The 17,045-nt window shown below is 42.1% G+C and carries 19 protein-coding genes, 1 tRNA gene and 4 pseudogenes; 8 read left to right on the top strand and 16 right to left on the bottom strand.

Translation table 11 applies throughout. From position 1 onward, the window contains the following. Positions 1–60: 60 nt before the first annotated feature. Positions 61–1,118: pseudogene (gene hemB / locus JCM11217_RS01360) on the bottom strand (porphobilinogen synthase). Positions 1,119–1,527: 409 nt separating this feature from the next. On the opposite strand from hemB, the gene JCM11217_RS12435 reads away from it, so the two are divergent. From JCM11217_RS12435 to JCM11217_RS01345, 4 genes and pseudogenes are all read left to right on the top strand, one after another. After that, positions 1,528–1,668, top strand: coding sequence for a hypothetical protein (locus tag JCM11217_RS12435; protein WP_243677945.1), 141 nt, complete (start codon positions 1,528–1,530; stop codon positions 1,666–1,668). A 173-nt stretch (positions 1,669–1,841) separates the two neighbouring features. Beyond that, positions 1,842–2,780, top strand: coding sequence for an alpha/beta hydrolase (locus tag JCM11217_RS01355; RefSeq protein ID WP_054841821.1), 939 nt, complete (start codon positions 1,842–1,844; stop codon positions 2,778–2,780). Between the two features lie 58 nt (positions 2,781–2,838). Next, positions 2,839–2,917 (top strand) — tRNA-Trp (locus JCM11217_RS01350). Positions 2,918–3,548: 631 nt separating this feature from the next. Continuing rightward, positions 3,549–4,988: pseudogene (locus tag JCM11217_RS01345) on the top strand (TldD/PmbA family protein). Here JCM11217_RS01345 and JCM11217_RS01340 read toward each other — a convergent pair. Then, on the bottom strand, positions 4,985–6,331 hold the full coding sequence (locus tag JCM11217_RS01340) for a TldD/PmbA family protein (RefSeq protein WP_054841901.1): 1,347 nt from the start codon (positions 6,329–6,331) through the stop codon (positions 4,985–4,987). The pseudogene JCM11217_RS01345 and the gene JCM11217_RS01340 overlap by 4 nt on opposite strands. An 85-nt stretch (positions 6,332–6,416) precedes the next feature. Here JCM11217_RS01340 and JCM11217_RS01335 point away from each other — a divergent pair, with 85 nt between their 5' ends. After that, entirely contained in the window at positions 6,417–6,650 is a 234-nt protein-coding gene (locus JCM11217_RS01335; protein ID WP_054841820.1) for a hypothetical protein, read from the top strand. Here JCM11217_RS01335 and JCM11217_RS01330 read toward each other — a convergent pair. From JCM11217_RS01330 to JCM11217_RS01285, 11 genes are all read right to left on the bottom strand, one after another. After that, positions 6,647–6,991 (bottom strand): nucleotidyltransferase domain-containing protein, encoded by a 345-nt coding sequence (locus JCM11217_RS01330; RefSeq protein ID WP_054841819.1) that lies wholly within the window; start codon positions 6,989–6,991, stop codon positions 6,647–6,649. The genes JCM11217_RS01335 and JCM11217_RS01330 overlap by 4 nt on opposite strands. Before the next feature lie 79 nt (positions 6,992–7,070). Further along, positions 7,071–7,388 (bottom strand): HEPN domain-containing protein, encoded by a 318-nt coding sequence (locus tag JCM11217_RS01325; RefSeq protein ID WP_243677944.1) that lies wholly within the window; start codon positions 7,386–7,388, stop codon positions 7,071–7,073. A gap of 213 nt (positions 7,389–7,601) precedes the next feature. Next, complete coding sequence (locus JCM11217_RS01320; RefSeq protein ID WP_243677943.1) at positions 7,602–8,000, bottom strand: class I SAM-dependent methyltransferase; 399 nt, start codon at positions 7,998–8,000, stop codon at positions 7,602–7,604. A gap of 57 nt (positions 8,001–8,057) precedes the next feature. After that, positions 8,058–8,486 carry a hypothetical protein gene (locus JCM11217_RS01315; RefSeq protein ID WP_054841818.1) on the bottom strand — a complete coding sequence of 143 codons (429 nt, stop codon included), beginning with the start codon at positions 8,484–8,486 and terminating at the stop codon, positions 8,058–8,060. A gap of 163 nt (positions 8,487–8,649) precedes the next feature. After that, the gene (locus tag JCM11217_RS01310; RefSeq protein WP_054841817.1) at positions 8,650–9,183 is read right to left on the bottom strand and encodes a hypothetical protein; all 534 of its coding nucleotides are present in this window, start codon (positions 9,181–9,183) and stop codon (positions 8,650–8,652) included. Next, positions 9,176–9,622, bottom strand: coding sequence for a hypothetical protein (locus tag JCM11217_RS01305; RefSeq protein ID WP_054841816.1), 447 nt, complete (start codon positions 9,620–9,622; stop codon positions 9,176–9,178). Before JCM11217_RS01305 ends, JCM11217_RS01310 begins: the two co-directional genes overlap by 8 nt. Next, the gene (locus tag JCM11217_RS12430; RefSeq protein WP_243677942.1) at positions 9,550–9,981 is read right to left on the bottom strand and encodes a hypothetical protein; all 432 of its coding nucleotides are present in this window, start codon (positions 9,979–9,981) and stop codon (positions 9,550–9,552) included. The genes JCM11217_RS01305 and JCM11217_RS12430 overlap by 73 nt, the downstream gene beginning before the upstream one ends. Before the next feature lies 1 nt (position 9,982). Beyond that, positions 9,983–10,711 carry a hypothetical protein gene (locus tag JCM11217_RS01300; RefSeq protein ID WP_243677941.1) on the bottom strand — a complete coding sequence of 243 codons (729 nt, stop codon included), beginning with the start codon at positions 10,709–10,711 and terminating at the stop codon, positions 9,983–9,985. A 75-nt stretch (positions 10,712–10,786) separates the two neighbouring features. Further along, complete coding sequence (locus JCM11217_RS01295) at positions 10,787–11,101, bottom strand: hypothetical protein (protein ID WP_054841814.1); 315 nt, start codon at positions 11,099–11,101, stop codon at positions 10,787–10,789. Further along, a complete protein-coding gene (locus tag JCM11217_RS01290) occupies positions 11,094–11,426 on the bottom strand; it encodes a hypothetical protein (RefSeq protein WP_054841813.1) in 333 nt (110 codons plus the stop codon). Before JCM11217_RS01290 ends, JCM11217_RS01295 begins: the two co-directional genes overlap by 8 nt. A 98-nt stretch (positions 11,427–11,524) precedes the next feature. After that, positions 11,525–12,544, bottom strand: coding sequence for a hypothetical protein (locus JCM11217_RS01285; protein WP_054841812.1), 1,020 nt, complete (start codon positions 12,542–12,544; stop codon positions 11,525–11,527). A 98-nt stretch (positions 12,545–12,642) separates the two neighbouring features. Between JCM11217_RS01285 and JCM11217_RS12425 the strand changes: the two genes are divergently transcribed. The 3 genes and pseudogenes from JCM11217_RS12425 to twy1 all read left to right on the top strand — a co-directional run bounded on the left by JCM11217_RS12425 (position 12,643) and on the right by twy1 (position 14,429). Then, positions 12,643–12,858: a hypothetical protein gene (locus JCM11217_RS12425; RefSeq protein ID WP_243677940.1), complete on the top strand. Its 216-nt coding sequence runs from the start codon at positions 12,643–12,645 to the stop codon at positions 12,856–12,858. A gap of 35 nt (positions 12,859–12,893) precedes the next feature. After that, positions 12,894–13,260 (top strand): annotated as a pseudogene (locus JCM11217_RS12420) (TrmO family methyltransferase). A gap of 61 nt (positions 13,261–13,321) precedes the next feature. Then, positions 13,322–14,429: pseudogene (gene twy1 / locus JCM11217_RS01275) on the top strand (4-demethylwyosine synthase TYW1). Here the strand turns inward: twy1 and JCM11217_RS01270 are convergent. The 3 genes from JCM11217_RS01270 to JCM11217_RS01260 form a co-directional block, all read right to left on the bottom strand. Further along, on the bottom strand, positions 14,430–15,176 hold the full coding sequence (locus JCM11217_RS01270; protein WP_243677939.1) for a hypothetical protein: 747 nt from the start codon (positions 15,174–15,176) through the stop codon (positions 14,430–14,432). A gap of 257 nt (positions 15,177–15,433) precedes the next feature. Then, the gene (locus JCM11217_RS01265) at positions 15,434–15,709 is read right to left on the bottom strand and encodes a hypothetical protein (RefSeq protein WP_054841811.1); all 276 of its coding nucleotides are present in this window, start codon (positions 15,707–15,709) and stop codon (positions 15,434–15,436) included. Positions 15,710–16,100: 391 nt separating this feature from the next. Further along, a complete protein-coding gene (locus tag JCM11217_RS01260; RefSeq protein WP_054841810.1) occupies positions 16,101–16,880 on the bottom strand; it encodes a hypothetical protein in 780 nt (259 codons plus the stop codon). Positions 16,881–17,045 lie beyond the last annotated feature (165 nt).

Raw genomic sequence — 17,045 nt, 5'->3', positions numbered from 1 at the left:
TTTCTCTAGAATAAAAATAAATATATTGAATAAATACTTATTTTTAGACCAAGTCATTAATTAGAAGAGTCTCTCAATTTCATCTAGATAATTAACAACATCCTTTGCAAAGTACGTGATTATTAAATCTGCTCCAGCCCTCCTAATGGCGATTAATGACTCAAGAACGGCCTTCTTCTCATCAAGCCAACCATTCATTATCGCTGCCTTAAGCATGGCATACTCACCACTAACCTGGTAAGCAGCTAACGGAACCTCAGGGAAGTTCTGCTTCACAAGCCTGATAACATCAAGGTAAAGCATTGCCGGTTTAACCATTACTATGTCAGCGCCCTCATTAATGTCCATGGCAACCTCCTTAAGAGCCTCATGCGCATTCCTCGGGTCCATCTGGTAACTACGCCTATCACCAAACTTAGGTGCACTAGCTGCGGCTTCCCTGAATGGGCCGTAAAACGAGCTCGCATACTTGGCGCTATAGGCCATTATGATAACGTCGCTAAAGCCGGCCCTATCAAGGGCCTCTCTAATAGCCTTAACCTGCCCATCCATCATCCGGACGGCGCAACAACATCAACACCGGACTCGGCGTAGGTCACCGCGGTCTTAGCGTAGAGCTCTATTGTTGAGTCATTATCAACTATGTACCTACCATCCGGCAACTTCTTAACAATACCGCAGTGGCCATGGTCTGTGTACTCACAGAGGCATACGTCGGCCATTACGATGAGTTTATCCTCGAAGGAGTCCTTAAGGAATCTAATGGTCCTCTGTATTATGCCATGCTCGTCATACGCCGAACTACCCCACTCATCCTTATGCTCAGGTATGCCAAATAAAATAACAGACCTAATGCCAGAACTGACTAACTGATCAACAAAGTTAATTAGCTTGTCATTAAGGGGGGGCCACCTGTACTGTCCAGGTAGTGACTTAATAGGCTCTGGCTCGTTAATATCCTCCCTAACGAATATTGGCATCACGAAATCATCAGGCCTAAGCATCGTCTCAGCAACCATATTCCTAACGAGGACGTTTGACCTAAGTCTCCTGGGCCTATTAACGGGGGGGTAATTAAACAAGTAACTCCTCAACCTAATACTTTCAGTAGCAACCACAGCATTGAGGCGCCAAGTACCAGTTTAAAAATAGTGCTTCCCCTAACCGCTGGGAGTGAAAAATGAGTAAATACCAAGACCAACCATGAATAAGCCCAATATGCCAAAGGCGATCTTACCCGCTTGGCTGCAGCACTCTAATAACCAACATTCTTAATGAAGCCTTTATAGTTAACTAGCACTATGATGGTCTGGACAGGCTAAGAACGAAATTGAACATGAAGCCAATTATGAATTATAACCCGGCCGTAATCGTGAGGGAGCAATGACTATTGTTAATATCAAAACAATTAAGAAGTCGTCACCAAAGATTGCCTGTTTAAACTTGAGGCGATTAATACTATTTTTCAATTACTAATAGCATTGGGATTAGCATTACATGGCATGCCATATTACACTCAGCGAAAGTATGCCAATAAATAAAGCACCAAGCAACTTAATAGTAAAGATCATTAGGTCTGGCAGTGATAAGTTAATTGGCCTTAACTTAATGAGCAGTTCAATTGCTAGAGTACCAATAAGTACATTCTGCGGTTTAGTTCTTGTTTAGAGGGAGGATGAGTCAATAATTGTAGCCGATTCCGATGCGGTCCCTGACCTTCCCATATGTATTGTATCTAACTGGGTTAAGTTAAACATAGGTATAGATGGGAGTGTGGTTTAGGACGCTGACTATGCTCTATATAGAGTGAATACTTTAGAGACTTAGACCGAAATAATGGCATGCCCCCCCTTGACCCTGCAGTTAGGAGATTCCTTGAGGAACTAAATAAGGTGATGCCCCCCCAAATGACGAAGATTCCACTTGACGAATTTAGAAAGATGTTTAGGGCATTCTTTACGTCACAACCAAAAAGACCTATTTATAGAGTTTTCGATATAATGATACCTGGGACGGAGACGAAAATACCAGCTAGGGTTTACGTGCCTAGGGAGGGCAACGACTTCGGTGTACTTGTTTATCTACATGGTGGTGGCTTCGTACTTGGTGATGTTGAGACTTACGACCCACTATGCAGAGAGTTATCTGTCGCCTGCGACTGCGTAGTAGTTTCCGTGGATTATAGATTAGCACCAGAACATAAATTCCCTGCAGCCGTAATTGACGCCTTCGACTCAACTAAGTGGGCCCTTGAGCATGCCAGGGAAATTAATGGAGACCCTGAGAAGGTGGCAGTGGGTGGCGATAGCGCTGGTGGTAACCTAGCCGCCGTAGTGGCAATAATGGCTAGGGACCAGGGATTAAAACCAGCCCTAAAGTATCAAGTCCTAATAAACCCATTCATTGGTGTTGACCTGGCATCATACACGATGAGGGAATACTCCACTGGCCTATTCCTCGAACGTGAAGCCATGGCATTCTTCAATAAGGCCTACCTAAGGAGCCCTGCTGATGCCTTTGACCCAAGGTTCTCACCAATTCTCGTGGACAACCTAAGCAACCTACCACCAGCCCTAGTAATAACCTCTGAGTACGACCCACTAAGGGACTCCGCAGAAACCTACGCAACGAAACTCGCCGAGGCAGGGGGGGTACCAACAGTAACTGTGAGATTCAACGGAGTAACCCACGGATTTTATGGATTCCCAATACCACACGCCAAGGCGGTGATCGGATTAATAGGATCAACTCTAAGGCAGGCGTTTTACAATAGGTACTAGATATGTACATCACAAACACCGCAAAAAACTTAAAAACAAACAATGAATATACCTAATTGGGCCCGTAGCTCAGCAAGGCCCAGAGCGGCGGGCTCCAGACCCGTAGGTCGTGGGTTCAAATCCCACCGGGCCCACCACTTTTACATTCAATTCCTCCGAGTCATGCATATAAGTACAATGCATCATGCATATAAGCCGATAATTACGATTATTATACAACCTAGTTAAGCCTCATACTAGTATCCATACTTATGGACGAGTTGGTGTTAAACTCATTCCTGGAGGGCCTCAAACAATGCTTTGTAATCAAGGTATGATTATTGCCAGGTTCAGTAAGCAGTTCGTGATTACGTCTCCGATTAAATATGACGAGCTCTGCGGAGTTAAACAGAAGTGCATAAATTGTAATGTGAATATGAATATTTCGTGATGAGGGCCCAGTATCGGATCTGTGAAGTGAAAGACCACTGCTGATTTTTATTTCTCTGGAGTAAAGGCTTTAAGTGAATGGATAATGGATGTCTACAGTGACGAGAGAGGGTTGGCTGACTTGATGCTGATTACCTGGCAAGTCTGACCCATACTAGTATACATAGCGTTTAGCTTTCGTTTAATTAGGAAAATCAATATATTCACGCATAAACTTATTGATCACGTTTATGATGAATCCCTAGACCCTGAAACCTGATGAGGGACATCCTTACTGATTTCCAGCGTAAAAATCAACAGAACATAATGTCTATAAAGCCGTTATTTAACGTCTACTTAATGAGCTTGCCTGAGGATGTAATGACTAAGGCTCTTGACATCGCCCTGAGCAGCGGCTCTTCGTATGCCGAGGTTAGGTATCAAGTTGATGCTGTTAGGTTTGTTAATGTTAGGAATGGTGTTCTTCAGTCATTGAGTAGTTATTCCTATGGCGGTGTTTCGGTTAGGGTCTTGGTTGATGGCATGTGGGGTTTTGCCGCGACGAGTAATACTGATTGGGAGTCGGTTAGGGATGCTGTTGGTAGGGCTGTGTCGTTGGCTAGGTCTGTGGCTAGGCTTAGGAGGAGGAAGGTGAGCATTAGTAGGGAGAGGCTGGCTAGGATTACGTATGATGTTAGCCAGAGGGTTAGGGTTGAGGATTTATCAAATGAGTACTTAATTAAGTACTTAAGCGAGCTTGATGCTCATGCTAGGGTTGAACCTAGGATTAGGGTTAGAAACCTATATCTAAGCACCACCATTACTGAGAAGTTAATTATAACTAGTGATGGGGGCCTACGTTAGGAGCAGGGTACCCAGGGTCTATCTATTCGGTTCATTAATAGCCTATGACCCGCAGAAAGGCAGCGCCAGAGGAATATTGAATTCGGTGGTTCGGGAGGCTTTGAAGTTTTAAGCGGCGTTGATGGGGAGGTTGATAGGGAGGTTAGCGTAATTAAGGACGTGCTTGATAAGGCTAAGCCGCTTCCCCATGACGAGGTAATGGATGTAGTACTAAGCCCCGAGTTAGCGGGCATAATGGTCCATGAGAGCATAGGCCATCCACTGGAGTTGGATAGGATCATGGGTAGGGAGGGTGCCGAGGCAGGCGAGTCATATGCCAGGCCGGATTACCTGGGTAATTACAGAATTGGCAGTGAATTGGTCACGATAATTGATGACCCAACAATACCCAATAGCTACGGCTTCTACCTAGTCGATGAAGAAGGCGTCACTGCCAGGCCAAGGTTCCTGGTTAGGAATGGGGGGGTGATTAATGAATTCTTAATGAATAGGGAGTACGCATCATACATTGGGTTAACAAGTAATGCCGCCGCTAGGGCCAGCGAGTTTGATAAGGAGCCAATACCGAGGATGGCCAATACATACCTAGCACCGGGTAATTGGAAGCCCGAGGAGATAATCAGGGAGACCAGGAGGGGGCTGTACATCGCCTCATATACTGAGTGGAATATTGACGATAAACGCTGGTTTGGGCGTTATGGGGGGGGTTTCGAGGCATACTACATAGAGAATGGAGATCTGAAGTACATGGTTAGGGAACCATTCATCGAGGTCGACACAAAGACATTGTGGAGTAACGTGGATGCCGTAGCCAACGACCTCAGGTTTTACCCAGGAACCTGCGGCAAGGGTAACCCGGAGCAAGGAGTCCCTGTCTACTTAGGTGGACCCACTTTTAGGGTGGCTAACGTCAGGGTTTTGAAGGCGCCGCGTTAACCCTTTGATATGTTTAAATCCCTAATTAACACATACGGTGCCGTGCCAGGTAGTGGCGAGTCCCACCAATAAACCTGCCTAGCCTCCCTGCTTGAGTCGACGAAGTTCCTAAGCAATGCCTTGAAGGAATCCGCAATTCTTAATCCACGAATCCTGGCACTTAACTTACCATTCTTCACTAAAAACGCCACATCCCTAACGACCGTTGAGAATACGCCCTCCTTAACATTCTGAAACCTTGTGTACCAATTATTCGTTACGATAATGCCATTCCCAAGCTCAGCTGCTATCGCCTCAATATCACTGGGTAATTGCCCTGTGCCTATCGCCACGTGCCTCGGCCTCGGCCGTAACCAATTACCAACTGCATGACCTGTACTGGTTGTATTGAATTTAGCGGCCGTCCTATTATTATGTAGTAACCCAGTGAGTACTCCCCTCCTTATTACCTCCATGTTCATTGTCTTATTGCCCTCATAATCAAAGGACTCTGAACCAAAGGCGCTGGGGGGGTCGCTTGATAAATCCATTATTGATAATCCCTCGCTAGCTATGGTATTGCTAATATCATTCTTAGAAATGCCTGACATTTCTGTTATTACTGAGTAGGCGTTAAACCACACAGCAGTCATTAAGCCGTATAAGTGAGCTGACACTAATGGACCAAGAACTACATTATACCGACCACTATCCACACTTTCCTCAGGTAAATCCTTGGCTATCCTCACTAAGCGGCCTGCCTCAACACCCGCATCTTTTGGTTTAAATCCATCCAGGGTATTGGATATTGATACTGATGTTGCAGTTAAATCATCAATAAACGCCCTAATTGTGAGAGTCACGAAGGAAGCCTTATCCTCAAGCTCAAGCCCAGCATTATCGGTATAATAACGTTCCTCAACACCGAAGGTCATTGCACCCGCATTTCTCTGCGAACCCTCACTGAGCGATGCCTGGATTGCTTCGTTTAACCCATCAATTAACTTATCGGTCTCTCCCTCAATTCTGCCGTCATACTTACCAATTAACCGGCTTGGCCTCTCACCATGGGTTAACGGTACGTAAAACTCATCCTCCGGCATGTTATTTAATTCCCTGAGCAACTCCTGAATCTTATTTTTAATAGCGTTTATATCCGACGTAGAGAGTGACGCCGTTAAATACCTCCTCGACTTGGCAACGTATATCGTTGTTTCATGAGTTACCCAGTTATTGGCTATCGTGGGTTCATTATTGGCAAACCTAATCATTGACCAGCGAACCCTCCTATACATAATTATGGCATCATCAACCAAGTCCCTAACATCCCTAATGATACCTCCTAGTTCGTTTAATGAAGCCACGCATAATGCTAATGGCAGGGTATTTAATGCATTTCTTAACAGCATCAATACTTAAATACCTGGCAAAATCATTTTCTAAGTACCTATGGAGAAGGTAATTCAATCAAGGAAAAACGTTAAGTGCAGCACCATGAATAAGGGACTACTTAAAGTACTTGCGGCGGCTCAATTAAGTCTTGCATTTCTACTTTCCTTATTTACAATGGTTATTGATCCACCATCACTAATAAACATAGCGATCACATCCTCAGTAATAATCATTGAGGGTTCATCAATGGGCATCGTATGGAATTACCTAAGAAATGGCTGCTTCACTTAAACCCTAATTTCAATGACTTTACTTGATGATTCGAGGTAATACTTACTCTCATAATCGTAGACTATGTGTAACTCTACCGGTGCGTCCCAGGGAAGGCCGTAGACATCCATAGCCCTAATGAGAATGTCCCTATAAAGCCTACCCTTATTCACAGTGATCCCTCCTGGTACGATTATTAATATGTCTATGTCACTAAGGACCGTAGTCCTACCCTCGGCAATCCCACCAATGACAAAAACCCTAACACCCGGTACTAAGTCCTTGGCAGCCCTCATAACTGCCACTGCGTACTCCCTCCACCTCCTTAAATGCTCGAAGTGGTACCTAACCCAACTTGACATTACTAGCAACCTTATCTAACAATATCTTATTAATTCCTTAGCCACATTAAGTGCTTTAGATATATCATCGACATCATAACTAATTTCGCCATACCTCCCCCCCCTCGGTGTACGCCTCCTCAAGCATTATTAGAATATCCCTATTGGAAACTACAAAATCCCTCAACTCACGCACTAATTCATTAAAGCCCTGATATTCAAGTCCCTTAGTTAACATACCAATCAATTCCCTAATGCCGTGACCCCCCCTAACTTTAGACCCAAACAACTCGAAATAAATAGCCTTTATGTAAAGTTGAAGTGCTTGATCTATGAGGAACATGGCTAAATCAAAGTCATCAGTATTTTCAGCAATACGGAGTGCGTTCAGGGCTCTCCTCTTTAATTTTATTAACATATAAACCGCTCATACATTGTTAAATCCATGCCGTAATTAATTACTTTAACTTCTTACCAATAGCTATTATTAGTGGGAACGATCTAATGAAATCAACGTTAAAGTAGGGAGTTAATACATTCAGTAGGCATTTTTCACCGCATGAATGGCCCCCCCCTAACGTCCCTACCCTATCGGCATCGGCCTCGACTACTATGAAAATGGAGTTCGGCCTTAGCGATTCATAAACATTCCTAATTGATGAGGCATGATCCCCCCCCAATGATGAAGCGTAAACATAGCCACGGCAGCATCGAATCTCCCTGGCATTATTGGTAAGAACCAACTTCCTGCATTGATAAAGTCAGGCCTCCAAAACCTCCTAGCCTGCCTAATCATTGGCAAACTCACATCTGCACCAACCACGTAATAACCATAACCACTTAATATGTTGGCCAACCTACCCGTGCCAGAACCTATCTCAAGTATTGTTGCAGGAGACTTTACGAACTTCCTGACCACGTTCGCAGCTAATCTATAACTCCATAGTAGGAGTATCTCAATGAACCTGTACACCCTGGCAGTCCTCTCATTAAACCTCTCAAAGTAGCCGAAGTTGGCAATCATTGTCATTACTTATTATTTTCATAGATAAATTATTAACGCGTTGCACCAGTGACCATGGGCATCTTAACCATGAGTTATTACAAAGTACAGCGTTACCGTGGCATTATCACCGTAGTGAATTACAGGGCTTGGCTGTATGAGTATGGATATGTAGTAATTACCTGGCGTTAATAATACATCCTTCGAATCCACATACGGCTCACCATTATTAATTACATGCAGTATCGCAACGTACTGACCATTGGGTCTCTGTATATATAGCCATGCATTGTAAATACCATTGCCTAGGTAGGAAACATTCGTGAGCTTAAGGCTCTCTGATTGCTGAATACTTATTTCATCAGCATCATCATAGTATATGTATGATGCATTGGTTAATTGAACATGAATATTAAATAAATAATGATAATGCTGTTGTTGCGCGGAGACCATGACATTAACTACGGCGAGTATTACTAATGCAAGTATTAATGCTATGAATGCTGTTCTCACAGGTATTTCGCTTTCTATTTCTAGTATTTAAATATTTCTATTCTTATTGAGAAAAAGTTTAATAAAATAATTATAATTCAAATATTTTTCAATAATAACCTGTATTTATAAATCTATTTTTTGAAATAAAGAGAATAGGATAAGCAAAAGTACCTATGGTGTGTTAATTAGTAACGTTAACATTTTCGTTGATATCGTATACGAATTCCACACCCTTAATAATGACCGCGTATGTTCCACTTATTGTGACCGTTCCTGTGAAGTTTATCGGTAGTTTCAGCTCTTCAATAATTAGGTAATCCCCAGGATTTAGGCTGATAATAGTATTATTAGGGTAGGTGGCTATTAAGGCGTTGCTTGAGTTCACAATCATTAGCAATAACTGCGCTGGTTCCTGGACGCCTAAATCGAGCCTTACTTCTGATTGATGCATAATTATTAGCTTTGCTAGGGTTATGTTTATGGCCTCCGTATTATTAATGCTGATCATTTCTGATTTACTAATTGAAATACTCACATAAAGCCCAGTTGGTCCATTCATGAAGTTATTTACATACTGAGATTGAACTTCCTCAATACTCACTGGAGGATTGGTAATACTCACTGACGTTATTACATACTTATAATACACGGCACTAGCCAAGGCTATTAACGCCACGGCAAATATGGAAATCGCTACCAGGGGTGACCTACGCATACTCAATCACCGGAGGCTTACCTGGCCTTCCCTTAACCAATGCCCTGGAGAGGGCAAGCATTATCCCCCCCTGCTCAATACTTAATTCGGTGATTGATGAGCCGTCAAAGTACATGGAGCCCTTATCGGTGAAGGCCACGTATTCCCTAGCCTCCTTAGGCCTTTCAGCGCCACTAGCCATAATCGCCAAATCCCCCCCAATAATTAATGCCTCATTGATTACTGAGTACTGAATACCAATTTTATCTAGGGCCCTCTTAATGGCCTTAATAGGCCCCTCCGTCCTAGCCATTATCAACGTCTCCTCAATAATGGTCATTCTCCTCATAACGATCCACCTGGCCCTAGTCACGGCATTTACGGAGGTCACAGCATATAGTATCGCCAGTAAGTAAAGTGGTGCCCCGAAGTACGTGTTGTAGAGTATCCTAATGTACATGTAGCCAGTCTCGGTACTAAGTATTGAGTAGCTCCATAGAATAAGTACCTACTTTGGAATACGAAAACCGTAATGATAAGCATGACCGCGAGCGAAAGCGTGAATAAGGATAGGTATAGGGAATACCTACTACTCCTCCAAATTACTGGTATTACTGCTGAGGCAATCGCGTAAGTAAGTGCCGTAATAGCATTTGGTAGGGGTAGGAAGTACCTATGGCCGAGGAATGTTATTGAGAAGCCTAGTGGCGTTAATTCTTGGACATAAATGTTGGATTTTAAGTACCACAGCGGTGACAGAAACCAGGATATCGCAAATGCCAACGCAATTATCAACTGGATAATAACCTCAATCCTCACATCAACCACCTGCCCTGAACACGTTATAAAGCGTTAACTGGTTCGTTACATTTGTTGTTGGGTACATATACGTGACCGTAATTGGTAAGTAAAGGGTATACGTATGACCACTTATTAATGAGCATGTAAATACCCTGGCACTCGAGATTTTGCTTAAATTAATTGTAATGACGGTATTATTAATGCCAGGGCTTATGTAAGTTCTTACCGGGATATTACCAATTACGTAAAACACGTATGACGATTGAGTATCATCAACTAACGTCGCATTCGTCAATTCACTTATTACGAGGGGTATTGGCGTTGAGTATGAAAGGGTTATGTCGAGGATACAGTCACTATACTTCACGTTACTTACCCAAACATTAATCCTAACACTCACTGGAGCCACCAGGAAGAAGCCTATGTACATTGGATCCCCCCCATAAAACGTACCACTAACCAGGCCCTTAACGCCTATTGTGCTTAAATTAACGTATTGGGGGGGAAGTAATGGGTACCTCGCCTCAAGGGTTAATGGACCGGCTACACTTAATGGGGCTGATTGCCCGGTCTCAATAATGTTTGCGTAACCGCCTGTTATCGTTAAATTACCCATTGCATTAATTACAGCGAGTTTAATGATTAAGCCTTCACCGGATACCGTGACATTCTCAATATCGACATACGGCGTAACCATAGTGGCTGGGTGTATACTTGATGTAAACTTAACTGCGGCATACGTTACCATGAGGGCTATTAACGTTAGGATAATGGATAATAAAATGAATGTTTTAAATGGTGTCATTTTTAATCAACCGAATTACTAACCGCTAATTGGCGGTAATGGCACTGTGGCATTACTAACAACGTTATAACCAAAGTACAGGGTCACAGTCTCTGTTTCTCTAGTACTTAAGGATGATATTGGTTGGGCAATCACCGATACGAAATACGGCCCTGTACTTAATGCGCAGGAATTAGTTGTTCCCTGTATTGGCTTTGCATTTGTTATTACCGTAAAACTACAGACTGGTTGCCCGGTGTATGCGTTCTGAATAACTATCGTTAGTTGTTCAATTATTGGCGTACCACTGATTGTGACGTTGGTTACATAAATCCAACCTGGTGTGTTAACCACTAGTCCAAGTGCGTGGTAGAAGTATGCATATGTTGCGTTTGTTAGCTGTATGGTGGCGGTAAAGCCCCCATGATGTTGCCGTGAAGTTAGCATAATTACTCACGTAACTATTTAATTGAGCTGTGCATTTTAAGCCTGATGGTGTTGTATATGTGAATGTGCCATTATAAAATACTAACGGCGGTGGTGATACTTGAGCAGTTATTACACCCTTATAGTAGTAGATTACATCGGCTAGTGCGACTACGCTTATCAGCATTAGGGCTATTACCGCTATTAATGCGTATTTCCTTACTCTTCCTCCCACTCTTAACTTGTTCATCATGATTGATACATTAGGCTTTCTCTTTTAAATTTTTCTCTTAATTATGGTTATTATTTTAGTATTATTCATTTATTATTGATTAGAAATTGAATGAAACCCTAGGAGCCACTTACAATCGGTGGTAATGGTATCGATTCATTGCTAACAACGTTACATGCTAAATAAAAGTTTATTGTCTCGCTTTGCCCAATATATAGTGGTGTTATTGGCTGTACAAATACGGAGATGTAGTAGGTACCCGGCTGTAATGCGCAACCAGTTGTTGGTAATATGAACGTGTAATGAGTACCTGGCGAGCAGGCATAATCATACTCCTCATTTAATTGGTCAAAGTAATTTTGTAAAGTAGTGACCTCATTTGTGTTATTGCTTGATATTGCGTTATTCGTCATGGTAATGACCTCACTCGGCGTTAGTGGGTAATTCATTGTGGCAGAATTCTCCAATGCAGCCACTGCCTGAAACAGTAACAATTCAACCTTACCGCAATAAGTATTCTCTCTGTATGGACCCTTACGTGGGAAGTAAAGCGCCTGAAGCAGTGTGTAGTTGCTTAATTCTGTGCAGTATTGATTTAATGCGGTGAATATAGAGCCAAGTGTTGCATTTGGTGGATATTGCGACGACCAGGGCGGTACTGAGGCATGGTTCTTCCAATAGCCGGCTGTGCATGATTGATAGGTCTCTAATGGTGTGGGCATTGCCTTGTAAATCACTGGTAATATGCAGTATGTTTGGTTTTGCGGTGTTGTTATGTATAGCCATAAATTGCTTATTAACTCATTGCTCACCGTTACGTTAGTTACGTAGAGCCAACACCAAGAATATACATTCATTCCAACCACCTGGTAGTAATAGGCGTATGAGACGTTGGTTAACTGTATCGTTAATGAGAACCCCCCCGTTGGTGCGACACTAGTTATTACGTATGGAGGTACATAACCATTGGGGGGGCCTATGAAGAATGTCAATGGCGCTTTAGACACTGTGACGGTTATCACGCCCTTATAGTAGTAAATTACGTCCGCCAAGACTAATACACTTACCGCTAATGTAAAGAGTAGGATTATTAATGCTATTCTATTATATTTTGCATCTTTAATTTTCTCTGTGAACATCTTATTCACCTAATTGCATTTTCTTTTTAATTTTTCTCTCCATTTCAACTTCACATAATAAAATAATACTTAAAGTGGCGCGTATTAATTACGGTTTTGTGGATATTAGGGAAATAATAAATACGATTAAGGAGAAGAGATTACTAAGTACCCTGGTGATCGAGTTACTTAGAGATAATGATTCTTATAATGAATTATCCAGGTATTTCGCCATAAATAATGGCGGGCTATTCCTGAGACCAATAGGCATTGTTAGGCATGGACTCAACGATGATGTAGTAAGGACTTCAAGCGCGGGCGTGATGGCGTTATAGAAGTATTTGAGGAGTTTGCCGATGGGTTAAGGGGTATTGATGGATTCTCACACTTAATATTAATTTCATTATTTAATAAGGTCAATAGGGAGCAGAGGAATGTCCTTGTGGTTAGGCCAAGAAGACTCGTTAAGTTTGGGATTAGCCCTGAGGAATTACCTGAGGTTGGTGTGTTTGCTACAGACTCGCCACATAGGCCAAACCCAATCGGCCTTAGTATTGTTAGGTTCATTGGTAGGATGGTAGGTTTCTCAGGTTTCTGGGCTTGATCTATTTGATGGGACGCCTATACTGGATATTAAGCCGTACACGCCTGATAGGTCTATTAATGCTAATGAGTTGAGGACCCCCCCAGGTTGGTACTCAATGCTTTGGAGGAGGATTGGTGGCGGTGTTATTTAGTTGAATTGTGCTCAGATAAAAGTTTATAATTCTAAATTAAGACAACTATAGCTTGGTAGTGATGGAAAGGATTGAGCAGACAATTAAGGAGTCATTGAAGTACCACCTCATTGGTGAGGTTAATGGTAGGATCAGGATACGAATTACCGATGAGGCGAAGGCCAAATTGATAAAGGCTGGCTATGGCATTTACAACCACTCAACTGTTGAGCTATGCCACTGGACAAAGAGCGCGTTGGTAAAGGGGGGGCAAAGCTGCTATAAATTCAAGTTTTACGGCGCACCGGCAGGCGGTTCCCATAGATGCGCTGAATTTAGCCCGGTGGGCATGATATGTAGTAATAGGTGCGTCTACTGCTGGAGACCGACCGAGTCCTTTGACTCCATCATACCGAGTGAGGACTTGGTTGATGATCCAGAGGAAATTGTACAGGGAATACTTAGGGAGAGGTATAGGTTATTGACTGGCTACTTCGGTAACCCAAAGTCTAAGGACAGGGCTAAGGAGGCCTTAGTGCCAACGCACTGGTCAATATCACTGTCTGGGGGGAACCAACACTATACCCAAAGCTACCGCAGCTCGTTAAGTACCTCAAGGGCCTGCCAAATACTAAGTCTGTGTTCATAGTCACGAATGGAGAACACCCAGAAATGCTCGAGAGACTGCAGCGTGAGGATGCATTACCAACACAGCTATACCTATCCTGTAATGCACCAAATAAGGAGTTGTTCTATAGGATTAATGTGCCGGTGATGTATAGGAGGATGCGTGGGAGAGGTGGTTGAGGAGCCTTGAGTTACTTAGTAGGTTGAATACGAGGACAGTCATTAGGATAACCCTGATAAGGAGTCTCAACTACGACTTCAAGTACATACCCGAATTCGCAAAGCTCATGCTAATCGGCAACCCACACTTCATTGAGGTTAAGTCCTACATGCACCTAGGCCACTCAACCTTCAGGCTAAAGAGAGGTGACATGCTTAGGCATGAGGAGGTTAGGGAGTGGGCCTTGAAGCTGCTCGAGGAGATTAATAAGCTTGGTGGTAACTTCAGGTACATGGATGAGGATGAACCAAGTAGGATAGTGGTTCTTCAGAACATGAGTAGGTATATTGATAGGTGGATCGTTAAACCCGAGGATCAGCGTAAGTATAGCAATTTCGTCTAATTAGAACCTCCATGATTCAATGAACTCGATTATGCCATCACCATGAATGTAGTACTTATGATACTCCCCATTACTAAGTGCGCGGCAATTACTGACGAAACCCGGCTTGTAATAGTCTATAACCGTTGACGATGCGTAAAGAAGACCTCCAGGTAATTCGCATTGATACAGCCTGTAATACCTCTCCCTAAATACCCTCTTATTATCGTCAAAAGCCCTGTAATAACTACCGACAATTAACGTAATTAGGTCATCCCTAACTAATGCCATGCCCAAATTAGCTCCAGTCCTTACAAACTTAAGTAACCAACTAAGGTCATCCTTCGTAATATCATTTTTAATTCGTCTCGCGAGGGCTAGGTTTGCTATGTAGGTATCGTTAAACCTAGCCGTGTAATCCTTATCAATGCCAATCTCCTTAGCAATATCATCCCTGTAAAATGAACCATTATGAATCATGTAAAGCTCAAAGCCATTCCTCGTTTCAGCCCTAACAGGGTGTGTCGAGAATACATTAATTGGCGTACCGATGCTCGCCGCCCTAGCATGCATCATCATTAGAACGGCATCATCATTATTTATACCACTTAGGAATCCCCCCCTGATAATACCCACTGCATCATCCATAAATATTGCCTTAACGCTCCTGTGATAAAGCGTTGATGCATTACCAACCCTAATGAGGAGTGTTCCCCACCCATCACTATGCTTCTCCTCATTGAGGAAGTCCTTACCGTATGGATCCATGGAGCAGCCTTCACCAAACTATCACCGATATCAGTCAGTATCTCCCTGGCATTATTAAATCTACCAAAGGCAATGACAAGCCTGCACATTATTTGCCAGGTAGTAATCGCGGTTTATAAGCGTATTGCGTAACCGCAATTAATAAGCGACGTCCTCAATGGTAAAATACCTTCTCAATTCTCTCTCTAACGTGATCAAGACCAATTAGTATTAAGCCTAGGTTTGAGTCATGGCGTGCAAGGCTAACTAGAATAACCTCATTGTTTATTGGGGACATGATAATGAGGTAATCCCCCAGCCCTAAAAAGAAGAAGGTTTGTATTACCAATACCAGCCTTACTAAACATCTTATCAATGGTACCCTTAACAGCGGCAAACACAGCACCTAGGGATTTTACATTAACACCATTTCTAGTTACCGAAGAAACAATAAAGCCATTCCGATGAATAAGCATAGCTCCCAAAACCTCATTACTTACATTACTCACGAAATCCCTCAATGCAATATCAACCTCAGCACTTAACTTAGACATACACTTTATATCAAAAAGAGCCCAATATTTAAATTTTTACTTCCACAAATTCGCGAAAAGCATTATAAATAATTAAAGACGAAACATAAAATATTTCCTAGAGATCTGAAATAATGTTCAAAAAGCAATTGATAAAAAACATAACATAAAAGACAACAATGATCTCAATATAATAAAATAGCATCTGATAAATAATAATTAATTAAGTTAATGAAAATAGTAGTATTAATGGTTATTCACAATTATATGAATCATGTGTGAGTGGGGGGGTCGGGCGCGCGCATAATTATCGATTATGTTCTATTACTAATCAATGTTCAATTCTACATTAATTATAATATATTTATCTTATGTTACAATTATTCATAAACTATATATTAATAGATATAAATCATGTTTTCTCATACTCCCTGCCAATAATTAAGTAAATCTCCTGCTCTTTGGCCTTACTTGTTAAGTATTGTGATACCTCACTTGGTGCATTTTCAACTGCAAGTACCTTAAGGTATGTTTTCTTACCGGTGAATTTCTCAGCAGCCCTGGTGGAGGTGTTGAGTTTCTCTAATTGATTATTGGCCTCTTCAATACTCCTTAGTGTTACCGTAACCTCACCAACAACAAGAGGCTCTGGGCAGAATATATCAACTTCCTTATATCCATCAATAGGTAATGTCACGTTAACCATGACATCGCAGTCAATACCCCCCCTCTCCTTAAGTATCGCCTTAACGACCCTAGCCGTATAATACTCAAAACCACCACCTAAAGCATCCCTAATTTCAAGTAAGGCGCTTCGCAACCACCTCAATTCCTGCCATATTTTGTTGTTTTCTTGCCAAAGTTTTTCTATGTTCTCATTTATTCTCTTATTCTCTTGCCATAGCCTCTCCTGATTATCAGCCAACCTCTTAACCTCCTGCCAAAGCCTATTATTCTCCTCCCACAACCTCTCCTGACCCTCAAGTAATTGTTTGGCAATTTCTAATAATTTGCCTTGATTGTCAGTAAGGCTGCGAACCGTATTTACAAGCGTATTGACTGCATTAACTAGTTCTTTAAGTATTGATTGAATATCGGTAATTCCGAGAAGTCCCATTACTGCAAGTCTAAATTCCTCATCCTCCTCCAGCGCCTTAAGGAGTTTCTTCTTCTCATCAGGGCTTAGGCTCATTATTTTCTATAAACTCATTAGACACTGAAGAATAAAAACCTATTTTTAACTTGAACCTTAATGATGCTTGCTCAAATATTATAATTATCATTACTAAACCAATTATGAATTTTCATAATACCACCATTGTTATTAGGTAATCTTTAAAATTAATTAATTACCGGA

The organism is Vulcanisaeta distributa JCM 11217, from assembly GCF_001316005.1.
Taxonomy (GTDB): domain Archaea; phylum Thermoproteota; class Thermoprotei; order Thermoproteales; family Thermocladiaceae; genus Vulcanisaeta; species Vulcanisaeta distributa_B.
Note: the sequence above shows the minus strand (reverse complement) of the source record. Positions and strands in the feature narration are given on the sequence as shown.

Bases quoted from the DNA above. Each gene is read 5' to 3' on its own strand.
- JCM11217_RS12435 (WP_243677945.1), top strand. From the start codon at position 1,528: ATGCCAATAAATAAAGCACCAAGCAACTTAATAGTAAAGATCATTAGG.
- JCM11217_RS01355 (WP_054841821.1), top strand. From the start codon at position 1,842: ATGCCCCCCCTTGACCCTGCAGTTAGGAGATTCCTTGAGGAACTAAAT.
- JCM11217_RS01335 (WP_054841820.1), top strand. From the start codon at position 6,417: ATGGAGAAGGTAATTCAATCAAGGAAAAACGTTAAGTGCAGCACCATG.
- JCM11217_RS01330 (WP_054841819.1), bottom strand. From the start codon at position 6,991: ATGTCAAGTTGGGTTAGGTACCACTTCGAGCATTTAAGGAGGTGGAGG.
- JCM11217_RS01325 (WP_243677944.1), bottom strand. From the start codon at position 7,388: ATGTTAATAAAATTAAAGAGGAGAGCCCTGAACGCACTCCGTATTGCT.
- JCM11217_RS01320 (WP_243677943.1), bottom strand. From the start codon at position 8,000: ATGACAATGATTGCCAACTTCGGCTACTTTGAGAGGTTTAATGAGAGG.
- JCM11217_RS01310 (WP_054841817.1), bottom strand. From the start codon at position 9,183: ATGCGTAGGTCACCCCTGGTAGCGATTTCCATATTTGCCGTGGCGTTA.
- JCM11217_RS01305 (WP_054841816.1), bottom strand. From the start codon at position 9,622: ATGTACATTAGGATACTCTACAACACGTACTTCGGGGCACCACTTTAC.
- JCM11217_RS01300 (WP_243677941.1), bottom strand. From the start codon at position 10,711: ATGGTAACGTATGCCGCAGTTAAGTTTACATCAAGTATACACCCAGCC.
- JCM11217_RS01290 (WP_054841813.1), bottom strand. From the start codon at position 11,426: ATGATGAACAAGTTAAGAGTGGGAGGAAGAGTAAGGAAATACGCATTA.
- JCM11217_RS01285 (WP_054841812.1), bottom strand. From the start codon at position 12,544: ATGTTCACAGAGAAAATTAAAGATGCAAAATATAATAGAATAGCATTA.
- JCM11217_RS01270 (WP_243677939.1), bottom strand. From the start codon at position 15,176: ATGGATCCATACGGTAAGGACTTCCTCAATGAGGAGAAGCATAGTGAT.
- JCM11217_RS01265 (WP_054841811.1), bottom strand. From the start codon at position 15,709: ATGTCTAAGTTAAGTGCTGAGGTTGATATTGCATTGAGGGATTTCGTG.
- JCM11217_RS01260 (WP_054841810.1), bottom strand. From the start codon at position 16,880: ATGAGCCTAAGCCCTGATGAGAAGAAGAAACTCCTTAAGGCGCTGGAG.